The following is a 15672-nucleotide window of genomic DNA, read 5'->3' on the forward strand; positions in this document are numbered from 1 at the left end:
CCGTCCCCGCGCGCACCGACTTCGCGGAATCCCGGGTCCGGGCGGAACCCCGGTACCGCCCCGTCCGTCCAAACTGCACGCTGTCGGACGAGTCTCCGCGGTGCGGTGTCGGCCTCGCTGCTGGCTGCGATCGCTGACCACCCTCTCCAGCCGTACCGCGGCCGGCAGCACGCCGTCGTCGGCGCGCCCCCTCCCTGGCGCCGACGGCGGCCCCTGTGGCCCGCTGCCCGCGGCTTCCCAAGATGCCTGTGCGCTCCCTTGACTGGCAGAAACTTCCCGGATATTGGTGACTCCTTGGAAGTTTCCTTCAGCAGCTCTCCAGCGATTCCCAGTGGATCACTCCGGAAGGAGCGCACGTGCACCACAGCAGCACGGCCAGCACGGGAAGCACCGCACACCCCTCCAGACGTACCGTCCTCACCGCCACCGCGGTCGTCGGCGCGACGCTCGCGGCCGGCGGCGGCACCGCGTACGCCGACGCCCGCAGGCCCGACGACGACAAGCTGCGCGCCCTCATCTCCCGCATGACGCTGGAGGAGAAGGTCGGCCAGCTCTTCGTCATGCGCGTCTACGGCCACTCCGCCACCGACCCCGACCAGGCCGACATCGACGCCAACCTGAAGGAGATCGGCGTCCGCACCGCGGCCGAGCTGGTCGCCGAGTACCGGGTGGGCGGCATCATCTACTTCGCCTGGGCGCACAACACCCGCGACCCGCACCAGATCGCCGAGCTGTCCAACGGCATCCAGAGGGCGTCCCTGGAGTCGCCGCGCGGCCTGCCCGTGCTCATCTCCACCGACCAGGAGTACGGGATCGTGGCTCGCGTGGGCGAGCCGGCGACCCTCTTCCCGGGCGCGATGGCCGTCGGTGCCGGCGGGTCGCGGTCCGATGCCCGCACCCTCGGGCGGATCGCGGGCGCCGAGCTGCGCGCCATGGGCATCCGCCAGGACTACTCCCCCGTCGCCGACGTGAACGTCAACCCGGCCAACCCGGTGATCGGCGTACGGTCCTTCGGCGCCGATCCCCGGGCGGTGGCGGACATGGTGGCCGCCGAGGTGACGGGGTACCAGCGGTCCGGGGTCGCGGCGTGCGCCAAGCACTTCCCGGGGCACGGCGACACCGCCACCGACAGCCACACCGGCCTGCCGGTCATCACGCACAGCCGCGAGCAGTGGGAGGAGCTGGACGCGCCGCCCTTCCGCGCCGCGATCGAGGCGGGCATCGACGCGATCATGACCGCCCACCTGGTGGTCCCGGCGCTCGACGACTCCGGCGACCCGGCCACCCTCTCCCGACCCATCCTCACCGGCATCCTGCGCGAGGAACTGGGTTACGACGGGGTCGTGGTCACCGACTCCCTCGGCATGCAGGGCGTACGCACGAAGTACGGCGACGAACGGGTGCCGGTGCTGGCGCTGAAGGCCGGCGTCGACCAGCTGCTCAACCCGCCGAACCTGCCGCTCGCCTGGAACGCCGTCCTGACGGCCGTGCGCGAGGGCGAACTCACCGAGGCGCGGCTCGACGAATCGATCCTGCGGGTGCTGCGGCTGAAGGCGAAGCTGGGCCTGTTCCGGGACGCCTACACCAGCCGCCGGGACGTCGACCGCACCGTCGGCACCCGCGGCCACCTGGAGGCGGCGGACCGGATCGCCGAGCGGTCCACCACGCTGCTGGTCAACGAGGGACGGCTGCTGCCGCTGTCGCCCCCAGAGCACCGCCGGCTGCTCGTCGTCGGCGCCGACCCCGCGTCCCCCTCCGGCACGACCGGGCCGCCCACCGGTGTCCTCGCGGGCGCGCTGACCGAGCTGGGCTTCGCCGCCACCGCCCTGCCGACCGGGACGGCACCGTCCGCCGCCGTCATCGACCGCGCGGTCGCGGCGGCCGGGGACGCCGACGCGGTGGTGGTCGCGACGTACAACGTCACGGCGGGCAGCAGTCAGCGCACGCTGGTCGCGCGGCTGCTGGAGACCGGCAAGCCGGTCGTCGCGGTCGCGGTCCGCAATCCGTACGACGTCGCCCAGCTCCCGGACGTCCCCGCCTTCCTCGCCGCCTACTCCTGGACGGACGTCGAGGTGCGGGCCGCGGCCCGCGTGATCGCCGGGCGGGTGCGACCGCGCGGCAAGCTGCCGGTGCCGGTGGTAGGGGCGGACGATCCTGAGACGGTGCTGTACCCGCTCGGGCACGGGCTGTCGTACCGGTCGTAGGCGGTCGTGACCGGTCGTCGACCGTAGCGCGCCTACGCCACGCGCCGGGGGCGCCCCCCGTCACCCGTGCGCAATGCACCCCGCGCGTCTGGCGTGCCCCGCTGCGGCGGGTCACGCTGGACGGGGGATCCGGGGGGATGGCGATGCGTGCGAGATCGGCTGTGCGGGTGCTGTGCGCCCTGCCGGCGTTGTGCGCCGTGCTGCTGACGGGGTGCCAGAGCCCGTCCGGTGGCCTGGCGGGCGGCGACACGGGCGCGAGCGGCGGCGCCGCGCGGGGCGACGGGCCGCCCGGCGGGGACACCGCGCCGGGTTCGGCGGCCGGGCGGCCCTCCGGGTACGGGGCGGTGTTCCTGGCGATCGACGAGTGCAGCTCGTTCGGGACGGTCAGTTTCACCGAGGTACCGTGCTCCAGCGAACGGGCCGCCGCGCGGGTCGTGGCCCGGGAGGACGGACGCGCGGCCGACGGGCCGCCGTGCCCCGCGACCACCGACTTCGTCCTGCACATCAGCGAGCAGCGCCCCTCCGCCGACGAGGACGGCGACGGGGCCGTGCCCCAGGGCTACGCCTGTATGCGCAGTCTGCAGCCGCCGCACCCCGGGGACCCGGGTGGCGGGGGCGGCCCGCGCACCATCGTCGGCGACTGCGTCTACGGCGTCGGCGGCGGCAAGGTCCGCGAGACCGCCTGCGACGGCACGGGGAAGAAGAAGCCCCAGTTCAAAGTGGTCGAGGCGGTCGCCGCCCGGGCGGACTGCCCCGCCTCGACCGGGCTCTACGTCCGCCTCGGCGGCGAACGGCCGGTGGGCTGCGCCCGGCCGCTGTGAACGCCTCAGCGTCCCAACGGCCGGGGCACAGCCGGCCACCGGTACCGCGCTCCTACGGGCGCAGCGCCGGCTCCCGCTGGACGTCACGCTTGTCCAGCTCGGCGTCGAACGTCGCCAGCGGCTCGGCCGCCGACGGATTCTCCTGGACCTCGGCCGGGGCGACGCCCGCCCAGTCCAGGATGCGGGCCGTGGCGAGGGCCTTCTCCTCGGGCACCAGGCCTGCGACGTTGGCGCCGTGGTTCATCCCGGGCGCGGTGAGGACGTAGGAGTCGCGCGCACCGTGGCCCAGACGGAAGGGCTCGGCACCCCACGGGTCGTTCTCGCCGTACACGAACAGCATGTGCCGGGCGTTGTGCTTCACCCAGGTGTCGACGTCCCGCATCGCCCACGGCTGGAACCGCATGTCGATGTCGCGCGGCACAAAGTTGCGGGGCGGCTGGTAGCCGTAGCGGATGTACCTCTTCTCGATGTGCGGGAAGTGGATCGTCGGCGCGCCCAGCTGCGTGCCCGCCTGGTAGTAGTACGGCGTGTACGGGGCGAGCCCCTGGTCCGTGTAGAAGGAGAAGCCGGAGATCGTGTCGACGGAGTTCCAGATCTCGTCGTCCGTCGCGTTCTTCGCGTCGGCCGGGATGTCCGCGCAGTCCTTCACGGTGCTGTACTGCCAGAAGCCCCAGACGTAGTCCAGGACGACGGCCTCGTAGGCGCGGTCCAGGCTGCCGATGGTGTCGAAGGTGTACCCGTTCTCGGCCGCGTACGCCTCGTACTTCTCCTTCAGCGGCGCCCGGCGCACCAGTGCCTCGCGCTGCACGCCGTTCAGCCGGTCGCGGCACTCCCCGGTGCCGACGCGGGCGAAGAAGCGGTCGTAGGCCGAGTCCTCGTGGTTGACGACGTCGTTGGGGGCGACGTAGGCGACGACGCCGTCCATGTCGCGCGGGTAGAAGCGCTCGTAGTAGGTGGCGGTCATGCCGCCCTTGGAACCGCCCGTGGAGATCCAGTTCTCGGAGTAGATCGGCTTGAGGGCCTGGAAGATGCGGTGCTGGTCGCTGGCCGCCTGCCAGATGTCCAGCTTCGACCAGTCGGCGGGCTCGGGCCGGGACGGGGTGAAGTAGCGGTACTCCATGGAGACCTGGTTGCCGTCCACGATCTGGGTCGGCTCGCGGCGGCTGGGGTTCGTGGAGACGCTGTAGCCGCCGGTGTAGAAGACCGTCGGGCGGTTCACGTCCTTGTGCAGCACGGTGATCCGCTGCTGGAACGTGCCCTTGGACGGGCGCCGGTGGTCGACCGGCTGGGTGTAGTTGAGGACGAAGAAGCGGTAGCCGGTGTACGGCTTCTCCTCGATCAGGCTCATGCCCGGTACGGACAGCAGCCGATCCATGATGTCGACGGCCTTCGGCTCGGCGGCGGTGGCCGCGCCCGCCGTGCTGACGGTGCCTATGAGCACCACGAGCGCCAGCAGCCATCTGAGCGCCTTGCGCATGCACCCTCCCTGTGAAACAGATGTGCGCCGGAAGCTATCGGAGCAAGTCACCCGTACACCAGGGGAGATCGGGAAATGGCCGCCGCCGGTCTCAGCAGAGGGTCCAGCCGGAGCTGACGGACCGTCCGGACACCGTGCCCCTCAGCCACACGCAGCGTTTCCCGACGTACACGGTCACCGGCCCCGCCCGGTAGGCGAACCGCCCCGAGTCCACGACCGGCCGGTCACCGCGCGCCTGCACGCTGACGGACATCTGCCGCTTGGTGCCGGGCTTCTTCGGGACGGTGACGGCGCAGACGTGACCGTCACGCTTGTAGACCAGGACCGAGCCGGTGGCGAAATGCAGCGCCCGGACCTTGCGGCCCGGGCACGCCGCGGCGGCCTGCGCCTGCTGCGGCACCGCCACGGCCAGCAGCCCGGTCGCCGTCAGCACGGCCGTGCCGAGCGCAAGCCGCCGGCGCATCCGGGCACCACCCTCGCCCACCGCGTCCCCTCCGTCCCCTCCGCATGACGATCTGTCGTACGGATGTACGGACGCACGGCACCTGTCGCACGGTTGCGCCGGCGTCAGTGCACGGCCCCGACCGGTTCCTCCGGTTCGGCCGCGCCGACGAAGGTGCGCCACAGTCGCGCGTACCGCCCGCCGAGCGCCAGCAGTTCGTCGTGCGTGCCGTCCTCGGCGACCCGCCCGTGGTCCATGACGACGACGCGGTCAGCGCGGGCGGCCGTGGTCAGCCGGTGCGCGACGACGAGTGTGGTGCGGCGGCCCGCGATGCGGTCGGTGGCCTGGTTGACCTGTGCCTCCGTGGCCAGGTCCAGGGCCGCCGTCGCCTCGTCGAGGAGCAGCACGTCCGGATCGACCAGCTCGGCGCGGGCCAGCGCGATCAGCTGCCGCTGTCCGGCGGAGAGGTTGCGGCCCCGCTCGGCGACCTCGTGGAGGTAGCCGCCCGTGAGCCGGGCGATCATCTCGTGGGCGCCGACCGCCCGGGCCGCCGCCTCCACCTCGGCGTCGGTGGCACCCGGACGTCCGTAGGCGATGGCGTCCCGGACGGTGCCGGGGAAGAGGTACGCCTCCTGCGGGACGACGCCGAGCCGGTGCCGGTAGGCGGTGAGGTCGAGGTCGCGCAGGTCCCGCCCGTCGACCGTGACCCGGCCGCCCGTCGGGTCGTAGAAGCGGGCCACCAGCTTCACCAGGGTCGACTTGCCGGCGCCGGTCTCGCCGACGAACGCGACGGTCTGCCCGGCGGGGATGCGCAGGTCGATGCCGGTCAGGGCCTCCTCCTCGTCCCCGTAGGCGAAGTGCACGCCCTCGAAGGCGATCTCACCGCGCAGGGACGTGACCTCGGACGGCTTCTCGGCGGCCTCGGTGGAGGTCGGCTCCCGCAGCAGTTCCTGGATGCGGCCGAGGGAGACGGACGCCTGCTGGTAGCCGTCGAAGACCTGGGAGAGCTGCTGGACGGGTGCGAAGAACAGGTCGATGTACAGCAGGTACGCCACCAGCGCGCCCGTCGTCAGCGTCGCGTCGTCGATCCGCGCACCGCCGACGATCAGTACGGCCGCGGCCGCCGCGGAGGACAGCAGCTGGACGAACGGGAAGTAGATCGAGATCAGCCACTGTCCCCGGACGCGGGCCTGCCGGTAGCTGTCGCTGCGCTCGGCGAACCGCCGCCCGCCGTCGTGCTCGCGCCGGAACGCCTGCACGATCCGCAGCCCGGCCACCGACTCCTGGAGGTCGGCGTTGACCGTGGACACCCGCTCGCGGGCCAGCTCGTACGCCTTCACGCTGGCCCTGCGGAAGAAGTACGTGGCGATGATCAGCGGGGGCAGCGTCGCGAAGACGACCAGCGCGAGCTGCACGTCGATCACCAGCAGGGCGACCATGATGCCGAAGAAGGTGACGACCGAGACGAAGGCGGTGACCAGCCCCGTCTGCAGGAACGTCGACAGCGCGTCCACGTCCGTCGTCATCCGGGTCATGATCCGGCCGGTCAGCTCGCGCTCGTAGTAGTCCAGGCCGAGCCGCTGGAGCTGGGCGAAGATCTTCAACCGGAGCGAGTACAGGATCCGTTCCCCGGTCCGCCCGGTCATGCGGATCTCGCCGGTCTGCGCCGTCCACTGGGCGAGCACCGCCAGCAGGCCCAGCAGCGAGGCCGCCCAGACCGCGCCGAGGGCGAGCTGTGTGACGCCCTCGTCGATGCCGTGCCGGATCAGTACAGGCAGCAGCAGCCCCATACCGGCGTCCACCGCGACCAGGGCGAGGCTGATCAGCAGCGGGGCGCCGAAGCCGCGCAGCAGGCGGCGCAGGCCGTACGACTCCTCCGGCTGCACGGCCCGTGCCTCGTCCACGTCCGGGGTCCCGTCGGCCGGGGGCAGCGCGTCGACCTGGGCGAGCAGTTCCGGGGTGGCCGGGGTGCCGGAGAGGGCGGTGTCCTTCGGTGTGCGGTCGCCGGTCCACAGGCGCGGGGTGACGCCGCGCTCGGCGTCGAACTCGGCGTCCAGCTCGTCGCGGACGGAGGTGTCCTCGGCGGGCGCGGCGGACCGGGCGTGCCCCGGCGACACCCCGCCCAGTTCGTCGGGGTCGGTCAGCAGGCGCCGGTAGAGGGCGGATCGCTCCTGGAGCTCCTCGTGGGTGCCGAGGTCGGCGAGCCGGCCCCGGTCGAGGACGGCGATGCGGTCGGCGAGCCCGAGGGTGGAGCGGCGGTGGGCGATCAGGAGCGTGGTGCGGTCCCGCATGACCTCCTTCAGCGCCTCGTGGATCTCGTGCTCGACGCGCGCGTCCACGGCGGACGTGGCGTCGTCGAGGACCAGCAGCCTGGGGTCGGTGAGGATGGCGCGGGCGAGGGCGACGCGCTGGCGCTGGCCGCCGGAGAGGGTCAGGCCGTGCTCGCCGACGGTGGTGCCGTAGCCCTCGGGCAGCTCGGAGATGAATCCGTGCGCCTGCGCGGCGCGGGCGGCGGCCTCGATCTCCTCGTCGGTGGCGTCCGGGCGGCCGTAGGCGATGTTGGCGCGCACGGTGTCCGAGAAGAGGAAGGAGTCCTCGGGCACGAGGGCGATGGCGGCCCGCAGCGAGTCGAGGGTCAGCTCGCGCACGTCGTGGCCACCGACGAGGACGGCGCCCCGCGTCACGTCGTAGAAGCGCGGCAGGAGCAGGGAGACCGTGGACTTGCCGGAACCGGAGGAGCCGACGACGGCGAGGGTCTCTCCGGGCCGGATCTCGAAGGAGAGGCCGTCGAGGACGGGGGTGCTCTTCCCGTCGCCGGTCTCGTAGCCGAAGGACACGTCGTCGAACTCGACGGTGGCGGGCGCGTCGGCGGGCAGCTCCTTGGTGCCGTCCTCGATCGCCGGCTCCGTGTCGATAAGCTCCAGCACGCGTTCGGTGCCGGCGCGCGCCTGCTGGCCGACGGTGAGGACCATGGCGAGCATGCGGACCGGGCCGACGAGCTGGGCCAGGTAGGTGGAGAAGGCGACGAAGGTGCCCAGGGTGATGTTCCCGCGGACGGCCAGCCAGCCGCCGATGGCGAGCATGGCGACCTGGCCGAGGGCGGGGACGGCCTGGAGGGCGGGGGTGTAGGTGGCGTTCAGCTTGATCGTCCGCAGCCGCCCGGCGAAGAGCCTGCGCCCGACCTCCCTGAGCTTCCCGGTCTCCTGGTCCTCCTGCCCGAAGCCCTTCACCACGCGTACGCCGCTCACCGAGCCGTCGACCACACCGGCGACGGCGGCGGCCTGCGCCTGCGCGTACCAGGTGGCGGGGTGCAGGCGGGTGCGGCTGCGGCGGGCGATGAACCACAGCGCGGGCGCCACGGCCAGCGCGACCAGGGTGAGCGGCGGGGACAGCCACGCCATGATCACGAGCGAGATCAGGAAGAGCAGGACGTTCCCGATGGTCATCGGGAGCATGAAGAGCAGGCTCTGGATCAGCTGGAGGTCGCTGGTCGCCCTCCCGACCACCTGCCCCGTGGACAGTCCGTCCTGGCGCCGCCCGTCGAGCCGGGTGATCGCCCCGTACATGTCGGTGCGCAGGTCGTGCTGCACGTCGAGGGCGAGCCGGCCGCCGTAGTAGCGCCGGATGTAGGTCAGGACGTACACGACGACCGCGGCGCCGATCAGGAGACCGGCCCAGACGGCCATGTCCCTGGTCTTGGTGCCGATCACGTCGTCGATGATCACCTTCGTGATCAGCGGGACCAGGGCCATGACGGCCATGCCGCCCAGGGAGGCGCCGAGGGCGAGGACGACGTCCCTGGGGTGGCGCCAGGCATACCCCGCCAGTCGTCGTGCCCATCCCCGTTGCGCGTCCACGCGTGCCCTCCGGTCGTTCGTCCGGTCGTCCTGCTCACCTGATCTACCGGAAGGCACCAACACGGGCGAGCGGGGATTTCATCCCGCGGCGACAAAGTTCGATCTGCACCCGGCCCGGGTAGTCAGTGGCACGTGGAGCCCGGTGGGGCCGGGCAGGGAAGGGGGGGCCATGGCGGACAGCGACGCCTGTCGGTGGGGACGGTTCTACGCGGGCCTGCACACGCTGCGTGTCCTCGCCGGCGAGGACGGCAAACTGGACGCGGCGCGCGACGACGCGGCCAAGCGGCCGCTGACGGTGTTCGGTGACCGGATGGTGAAGGCGTACCGGCACCTGGGCAAGGCCAAGCGCCGGGGTCCGGCGCACGCGGACGCCGCGGCCGAGGTGTTCCGGGCGCTCGCGGACTTCCACCCGGCCGCCGAGACACCGCCCGCCACACTGGGCGAGGCCCAGCAGACCGAATTCCTGCGCGGCTACGGCACCCAGAAGCTGGAGTACGAGCTCGCCCACAGGAAACTGCTCACCTGAGGCGCAGGCGCAGCGCGTAGAAGCGGGTCGTCTGGACGGCGTTCTGGTTGTCGTCGCTGACCAGGAGGACGTCCAGGCGGCCCTTCGTGCGGCCGGTCACGGTCATGCCCTCGATGTTGTCGAGGAGCGGGTTGGCCTGGGGCTGCTCGGCGGTGGCGCCGAGGGTGGGGCAGTCGGCGAGGTCGGCGAGGAGGGTCTTGCCGAGTGCGGTGCCGCCGCGCCGGTCGGTCAGGTAGAGGCGGACCGTGTTGCCGACGCCGGAGGTGAAGCCGCGTTCCAGGACGAGGAGGCGCCCGTCGGGGGTCGCGGTGACCTCGGGGACGCCCAGGCCGGTGTCCGTCCGGTACGTGTACTGGGCACCGAGCCGGAAGTCGCCGTGCCCGGACCGCCGCCAGGTCTGGAAGCGGACGACGTCTGCGGGGTCGCCGGCGAGCGGGTACTCCATGGAGGCGATGAGGGTCCGGCCGCCGGGGAGGAGGGTCAGCCCCTCGAAGCTGCCGTTGGCCCGGGCGCGGCCCGCGGGGGCGGTGTGCAGGGCGTCCGGCACGGGCAGGCGGTCGAGGATCTCACCGGTGCGGGAGTAGCGGCGGACGGACGGCTCGGTCTCGGAGGAGACCAGGTAGGTGCCGTCCCGGTCGACGACCAGGCCCTCGGAGTCGAGCGCGGCGCCGTTCTCGTCGGCGAGCGGGATGACGTCCCGCGGCTTCAGCGTGCGCGCGTCCAGCCGGAAGAGGGCGGAACGGTCGGAGAGGGCGGCGACCGTACCGCGCCGGTCTTCGGCCAGCGCCGACAGGTTGCCGACGTAGGTTCCGGCGTGGGTGGTCTTGTCCAGGGCGTCGGAGAAGCCGGTGAGGGAGACGGCGGGCGAGCAGGCGTTCCTCGGCGGCCGTTCCTGCGCGGCGGTGGTCGGCACGGCAGTGGCCGGCGCGGCGGCGGTCAGACAGCCGGCCGCCGCGAGGCTCGCGGTGAGGGTGGCGAGGACGGTGCGGAGGGTTCTCGGGCGCATGGGCGTCAGGTTAGGGCCGGGGAGTGGACGGAAGTTGACCGCTGCTCGAAGGGTGGGATGCGGGGGCGTCGAGATGGCAAGTAATGAACCGTGCCAGAACAGAACGAGAGCGGTCACAAGCTGGCCGGGCGGCTGTACGCGACGATGCGGGTGCTGAAGTTCCTCACCGCACCCTCCGGGCCGAAGCCGGTCGCCGAGGAGAGGCTCGAAGGGCGGGACAGTCCGCGCAGACGCATCCGGGCCCTGGAGTTGGACCTCTTCAAGGGCCTGGTGTCCGCCGTTCAGAACGGCCGGCACGTGAAGGCCGCCGGCGAGGTGTTCCGCGCCATACCCGCCCTGGTGCCCGGACAGGGAGTCGCCCTCGAGAAGAACCTCGGTGAGCGCGGACTGGCCGAGTTCAACGCCGGCTACCGCGCTCAACTCGTCGAGCTCAAGGAGGCTTTTCCCGAACTGGTCGAGTGACGTCTCGGTGCGGGTCAGGAGGAACCGGAGTTACTCGGGCGTCGTCCGGGTGTCGGCGAGCAGGGCTGCGGCGTGGTCGAGCAGGTCCTCCGCCATGCCCAGGTGGGTGGTCTCGACGACGTCGGCGATGCGGGACAGCGGGCCGTCGCCGTCGGTCAGCAGGTAGCAGGGCTTGCCCTCGGGGCTCGCCCAGGGCAGCAGCCGGGCCGGACGGGGGCCGTGGTTCACCGCGCCACCTCCACGCCGCGGATCACGCGCGTGCCGAGGTCGATACCGTGCACCGCGAACCGCGGCGCACGGCGCCGGGCCCGCTGCCGTCCGGCCTCCTCACGTCGCTCGTGGGCGAGCAGGTAGGGGCGTAGGAGTGCGTTGTCCTCTCCGCGCAGGGCCGGCATGCCGGTGCGGCGGGCGGTGACGTCCGGGGGGTACGGCGGGGCGGTGGGCGGCGCTGGGGGGCGCCGTCGGCGCCGCCGTCCCGAGCCCGGCAGCAGGAGGTGGAGCAGCGGAAGCAGGTGAGGTCCTGCGAGGCGGGCGGTACGGTGACCCATGTCGTCGACTCCGTGGTGGTCGGTGGCCATGCCCCCGGACCGGTGCCACGGTCGCGGCGGCCTCGCTTTCCGTAGCGATGCGCGTACAGATTGAGACGGCCGGAGCTAGGCTCGCCAGGGGTGCGGATGTGACGGCGCCTTTGTCACACGGGAGTCGAACGGATGAGCAACATCTGCGGCGACTGGCTCAGGCAGCAGCGGGAAGCGTCCGACCTGACGCAGCAGCAGTTGGCCGACATGGCCATCATGACGCGGTCGCACATCGCACGCATCGAGGCGGGGCGCCGAGTGCCGTCGAAGGAGGACGCGCGGCGACCGGACCGGGCGCTGAACACGGGGAACGTGCTGAGCAGCTTCCTCCCGGAGGAGGACGCGGCGGTCGCGGACTACTTCGAGGCGGCGCGGCAGCTGGAGTCGCAGGCGGTGGCGATCCGAGAGTCGGCTGTCACGTTCGTTCCCGGACTTCTCCAGACTCGGCCGTACGCGCGTGCCGTTCTCGGTACGACGTACCCGCCCTTGACCGACGAGGAATGTGACAGACGCCTTGTCACACGCCTTGAACGCGCGAAAGAGCTCGATGATCCGCCTCACGCCCGTCTTCTGGGCGCTGTTGGACGAGACTCTGTTGCACCGGGTGGTGGGTGACCGACGGGTCATGGCGGACCAACTCGCGTATGTAGCCGGGCTCGCGGAGTCAGGACGCATCCGGGTGCACGTGATGCCCCGGGACCGGGGCGCCTATCCGGTGATACAGAGCATGTTGAGCCTCATGTGGTTCGAGGATCAGCCGCCGGTGGCGTACTCGGAAGGAATCCAGGTCGCCAAGATCCACGACAGTCCAGCCGTCGTCGAGCGATTGCAGGGCGCCTACTATCACGCGCTGAGCGACGCGATGTCGCTCCGGGAAACGGTGGCCCTGCTCAAGTCGACAGCGAAGGACTACGTAACACGATGCCTGAACGCCTTGTTCCGTATGCGGCCGACCTTGTGGGCTGGCGCAAGTCCACCTACAGCGGCAACGAGGCCGGAAGCTGCCTGGAGGTGGTGGACGGTCATCCCGACGGGATACCCGTGCGGGATTCGAAGGACCCGCTTGGCCCGGCGTTGGTCTTCTCGGCGGCCGGCTGGACGTCGTTCATCAGGACCCTCAAGGAAGCCCCCCTCCCTCCGCAGCGTGAACACTCAGCCCCGAACTGTCCTCAAGTCGCTCATCTGAGTGCCCTGATGACACTTACCCCCCAAGTGCTCACACTTTTTCCCGACCATGGTCGCCATGACCCCCGCCTGGAACTACCGCAACCCCCTCGGCATCGGGAACGTGATCGGCACGGTGCGCGAGCTCATGCGCACGGACGGCCTGGACGTGTCCTTCACCGCCATCGCCCGCGCCTGCGGGTCCTCGCGCAATTTCCTCTACACGAACTGGAGGACCCCCTCCAGGCTCCACCTGCGCGCGCTTCAGGTGGAACTCGCCTACGCCTTCGACGACGTGGGCCGCACCCACCCCAGCGACGGCACCGTTGACGGCATCGTTAGGCACCTGACGCAGGTCGTACGCCTCGTCCGGCAGCATCCGACGACCGCGGCCATCGCCCGCACGTCGCGCACGGCGATCCCCCGGGCGCATGCCGCGATCGAAGGTCCCCTGGTACAGGTGGCGACGGAACGCGTCAGCGATCTCCTGCATCCCCTCGCCCCGCACGGCGGGGTGTGGAGGGACGCGGCGCTGTACTCCAGGCCCTGGAAGATCCTGTGGATCGCCCGTCCCGCCGCCCTGTGCCCCGAAGCCGTCGGTGACCGGGAGTGGGAGGCCACACTGGACGGAGCCTTCGCCGAGTTGCTGCGCGATCTGCTCGCTCCCTGGGCGACGGCCGACTGAGCCCGGCCCGGGATTCACAGCTCGCCCCAAGTCGGAGCACAGCCCCTGCCCAAGCGCCGTGGACACGGTGGTGTGGTGAGATCTGCCACCGCTCCTCTGCAAGCGGCCCCCGAGCCGCCGCCCGTACCGTCTCCCGCACCCGGCACGCCACGCTGGTCGTTGCCGGCCCTGTTGGCGATCCTCGCCCTCGCGGCGCTGCTGTACTCCTGGAACCTGTCCGGGGCCGGGTTGAACAGCTTCTACAGCGCCGCCGTGCTCAGCGGCACCGAGAGCTGGAAGGCGTGGTTCTTCGGCTCGCTGGACGCGGGGAACTTCCTGACCGTCGACAAGCCGCCCTTCGCCCTGATGGTCATGGGGCTGTCCTGTCGCCTCCTCGGGTACGGGACCTGGCAGATGATGCTGCCGCTGATCGCCGCCGCGCTGGTGACGATCTGGATACTCCACTCCTCCGTGAAGCGGGTGTGGGGCCACGGCGCGGCGACGGTCGCCGCGCTGGTGCTGGCTCTGACCCCGATCACGGTCGCCATCAACCGGGACAACAACCCGGACACGCTGCTGGTGTTCCTGATGGTGGGCGGGGCGGCCCTCGGGCTGCGTGCGGTCCGCGACGCGCGACTGCTGCCCCTGCTCGGCTCGGCGGTCTGCTTCGGGCTCGCCTTCAACACGAAGATGCTCCAGGGCTACATCGCGCTGCCGGCGGTCTTCGTCGTGTACGTGTACGCGACGAACCTGGGCTGGGCGAAGCGGATCAGGAATCTGATGCTCGCCGCCGTCACCCTGGTGGTCTCCAGCTTCTGGTGGGCCGCCGCGGTGTCCCTGGTGCCGGACTCCGAACGGCCGTACATCGGCGGTTCGACGGACGGCACCGCTTGGGACCTGATCATGGGATACAACGGGCTCGGCCGGATCTTCGGCGGCGACGGCAACATGGGCGGGGGCGGCGGTGGCGGCGGGGGCGGTTTTTCCGGTGCCGCGGGCGTCGGGCGGATGTTCAACGACGTCCTCGGCGGTCAGATCTCCTGGCTGCTCCCCTTCGCCGGCATCGCGCTCGTCGGCGGCCTGGTGCTGTGCGGCCGCTCTCCCCGCACCGACCCCACGCGTGCCGCGCTGGTGCTGTGGGGCGGCTGGACGGTGCTGCACTACCTGACGTTCAGCATGGCCGAGGGCACCATGCACCCGTACTACACGACCGCGCTCGCGCCGGGCATCGCGGCGCTGTGCGGAGGCGGCGGTGTCATGCTGCTGCGCGCCTTCCGGGCCGACCGGCGCTGGGTGTGGGTGCTGCCGCTCGCCCTCGGTGTCACCGGGATCTGGGCGACCGTGCTGCTGCGCCGCGCCTCCGGCTGGCACTCCTGGCTGTGGCCGACGATCGCGGTGGTGATGGCATTGGCGATCGCGGGCCTGCTCGGCTTCCGTTCGGGGCGCCGTATGCGGCTGCTGGCGGTGTCCGTGGCGGCGGCCGTCGTCGCCGGGGTCGCGGGTCCGGCGGCGTACGCCTGGTCGGTGCCGTCCGGTTCGGGCAGCGGCATGGGCGGGACCAACCCGACCGCCGGTCCGTCGACGGGCGGGGGCATGGGCGGCCCGGGCGGAGGCGGCGGCCGGGGCGGGTTCCCGGGCGGCGGCGAAGGCGGTCCCGGCGGCGAGGGCCCCGGCAGTCAGTCCCAGGAAGGCCAAGGCGGCCCGGGCGGCGGAACCTTCCCGGGCGGCGGCCGGAACCCCGACGGCACAGGCGACACAACCGACACACCCACGACCGGCACACCGCCGCAGAACGGCACGACCGCCGACGACACGGACACGGACACAGACGGCCCGACGGACACTGGCACGGACACGGACAGCGCCTCGGACACCGACGGTGGCGCGGACACGGTCGGTGGCGCGGGTCCGGGCAGGCAGCAGGGTGGTGCCGGAGGCTTCGGCGGAGGTGGCGGCATGGGTGGCGCGAGCACCGAGTTGGCCGCCTACCTGAAGAAGCACCGGGACGGCGCCAAGTGGCTGCTGGCGGTCCCCAGTTCGCAGAGCGCCGCCCAGCTCATCCTCAGCAGCGGCGAGCCGGTCATCTCCATGTGGGGCTGGTCGGGCAGCGACAACGCGATGACCCTCGCCCGGCTCAAGGAGCTGGTGAAGAAGGGCGAGTTGCACTACGTCCAGGTCGGCGGAGGCATGGGCGGCGGTGCCGGGCTCAGCGCCGAGGTGACCCAGTGGGTGCAGGAGCACGGCACGGCCGTGAGCGAGAGCGAGTACGCCGCCTCCTCCTCGTCCGACTCCACCACCGGTGATTCCGGCTCCGGTACCGAAACCGCCTCCGGTCTCTACCGCTTGGACCCCGCGGACGTGAACTGACCCTTTCCGCACACCGGCACGACGGCCCCCGACCACCCCGGTCGGGGGCCGTCGTCACGCAATCGCCACGCTCCGTACACCCCGTCTCCTACATGTCCATGTCA

Annotated in this window: 12 protein-coding genes and 2 pseudogenes; 8 read left to right on the top strand and 6 right to left on the bottom strand. The window is 71.9% G+C overall.

What is annotated here, in order from left to right; genetic code table 11:
• Positions 1–356: 356 nt before the first annotated feature.
• Together IE142_RS02925 and IE142_RS02930 are read left to right on the top strand one after the other, a co-directional pair.
• On the top strand, positions 357–2204 hold the full coding sequence (locus tag IE142_RS02925; RefSeq protein WP_191884221.1) for a glycoside hydrolase family 3 protein: 1848 nt from the start codon (positions 357–359) through the stop codon (positions 2202–2204).
• Positions 2205–2347: 143 nt separating this feature from the next.
• Positions 2348–3025, top strand: coding sequence for a hypothetical protein (locus IE142_RS02930; RefSeq protein ID WP_191884222.1), 678 nt, complete (start codon positions 2348–2350; stop codon positions 3023–3025).
• Positions 3026–3077: 52 nt separating this feature from the next.
• On the opposite strand, the gene IE142_RS02935 is transcribed toward IE142_RS02930, so the two are convergent.
• From IE142_RS02935 to IE142_RS02945, 3 genes are all read right to left on the bottom strand, one after another.
• On the bottom strand, positions 3078–4502 hold the full coding sequence (locus IE142_RS02935) for a S28 family serine protease (protein ID WP_191884223.1): 1425 nt from the start codon (positions 4500–4502) through the stop codon (positions 3078–3080).
• A gap of 91 nt (positions 4503–4593) precedes the next feature.
• Positions 4594–4965, bottom strand: coding sequence for a hypothetical protein (locus tag IE142_RS02940; RefSeq protein ID WP_191884438.1), 372 nt, complete (start codon positions 4963–4965; stop codon positions 4594–4596).
• A gap of 104 nt (positions 4966–5069) precedes the next feature.
• The gene (locus tag IE142_RS02945; protein ID WP_191884224.1) at positions 5070–8801 is read right to left on the bottom strand and encodes an ABC transporter ATP-binding protein; all 3732 of its coding nucleotides are present in this window, start codon (positions 8799–8801) and stop codon (positions 5070–5072) included.
• A 169-nt stretch (positions 8802–8970) separates the two neighbouring features.
• Between IE142_RS02945 and IE142_RS02950 the strand changes: the two genes are divergently transcribed.
• Positions 8971–9327, top strand: coding sequence for a hypothetical protein (locus IE142_RS02950; RefSeq protein ID WP_191884225.1), 357 nt, complete (start codon positions 8971–8973; stop codon positions 9325–9327).
• On the opposite strand, the gene IE142_RS02955 is transcribed toward IE142_RS02950, so the two are convergent.
• Positions 9320–10333, bottom strand: a complete 1014-nt coding sequence (locus IE142_RS02955) for an esterase-like activity of phytase family protein (RefSeq protein ID WP_191884226.1) — start codon at positions 10331–10333, stop codon at positions 9320–9322. The two genes, IE142_RS02950 and IE142_RS02955, sit on opposite strands and share 8 nt — an antisense overlap.
• A 90-nt stretch (positions 10334–10423) precedes the next feature.
• Here IE142_RS02955 and IE142_RS02960 point away from each other — a divergent pair, with 90 nt between their 5' ends.
• Positions 10424–10795, top strand: a complete 372-nt coding sequence (locus IE142_RS02960; RefSeq protein WP_191884227.1) for a hypothetical protein — start codon at positions 10424–10426, stop codon at positions 10793–10795.
• A gap of 30 nt (positions 10796–10825) precedes the next feature.
• Here IE142_RS02960 and IE142_RS02965 read toward each other — a convergent pair whose 3' ends face one another.
• Both IE142_RS02965 and IE142_RS02970 read right to left on the bottom strand, forming a co-directional pair.
• Positions 10826–11023: a hypothetical protein gene (locus tag IE142_RS02965; RefSeq protein WP_306432524.1), complete on the bottom strand. Its 198-nt coding sequence runs from the start codon at positions 11021–11023 to the stop codon at positions 10826–10828.
• The gene (locus IE142_RS02970; protein WP_191884228.1) at positions 11020–11343 is read right to left on the bottom strand and encodes a hypothetical protein; all 324 of its coding nucleotides are present in this window, start codon (positions 11341–11343) and stop codon (positions 11020–11022) included. Before IE142_RS02970 ends, IE142_RS02965 begins: the two co-directional genes overlap by 4 nt.
• A 162-nt stretch (positions 11344–11505) precedes the next feature.
• Here IE142_RS02970 and IE142_RS02975 point away from each other — a divergent pair.
• The 4 genes and pseudogenes from IE142_RS02975 to IE142_RS02990 all read left to right on the top strand — a co-directional run.
• Positions 11506–12286 (top strand): annotated as a pseudogene (locus IE142_RS02975) (helix-turn-helix domain-containing protein); the annotation flags it as partial.
• Between the two features lie 8 nt (positions 12287–12294).
• A pseudogene (locus tag IE142_RS02980) lies at positions 12295–12483 on the top strand (DUF397 domain-containing protein); the annotation flags it as partial.
• Positions 12484–12616: 133 nt separating this feature from the next.
• Entirely contained in the window at positions 12617–13222 is a 606-nt protein-coding gene (locus IE142_RS02985; RefSeq protein WP_191884229.1) for a hypothetical protein, read from the top strand.
• A 75-nt stretch (positions 13223–13297) separates the two neighbouring features.
• Complete coding sequence (locus IE142_RS02990; protein WP_191884230.1) at positions 13298–15568, top strand: ArnT family glycosyltransferase; 2271 nt, start codon at positions 13298–13300, stop codon at positions 15566–15568.
• The last annotated feature ends 104 nt before the right edge of the window (positions 15569–15672 follow it).

Source organism: Streptomyces mutabilis, assembly GCF_014649815.1.
Classification (GTDB): domain Bacteria; phylum Actinomycetota; class Actinomycetes; order Streptomycetales; family Streptomycetaceae; genus Streptomyces; species Streptomyces mutabilis.

Bases quoted from the DNA above. Each gene is read 5' to 3' on its own strand.
- IE142_RS02930 (WP_191884222.1), top strand. From the start codon at position 2,348: ATGCGTGCGAGATCGGCTGTGCGGGTGCTGTGCGCCCTGCCGGCGTTG.
- IE142_RS02935 (WP_191884223.1), bottom strand. From the start codon at position 4,502: ATGCGCAAGGCGCTCAGATGGCTGCTGGCGCTCGTGGTGCTCATAGGC.
- IE142_RS02940 (WP_191884438.1), bottom strand. From the start codon at position 4,965: ATGCGCCGGCGGCTTGCGCTCGGCACGGCCGTGCTGACGGCGACCGGG.
- IE142_RS02950 (WP_191884225.1), top strand. From the start codon at position 8,971: ATGGCGGACAGCGACGCCTGTCGGTGGGGACGGTTCTACGCGGGCCTG.
- IE142_RS02955 (WP_191884226.1), bottom strand. From the start codon at position 10,333: ATGCGCCCGAGAACCCTCCGCACCGTCCTCGCCACCCTCACCGCGAGC.
- IE142_RS02970 (WP_191884228.1), bottom strand. From the start codon at position 11,343: ATGGGTCACCGTACCGCCCGCCTCGCAGGACCTCACCTGCTTCCGCTG.
- IE142_RS02985 (WP_191884229.1), top strand. From the start codon at position 12,617: ATGACCCCCGCCTGGAACTACCGCAACCCCCTCGGCATCGGGAACGTG.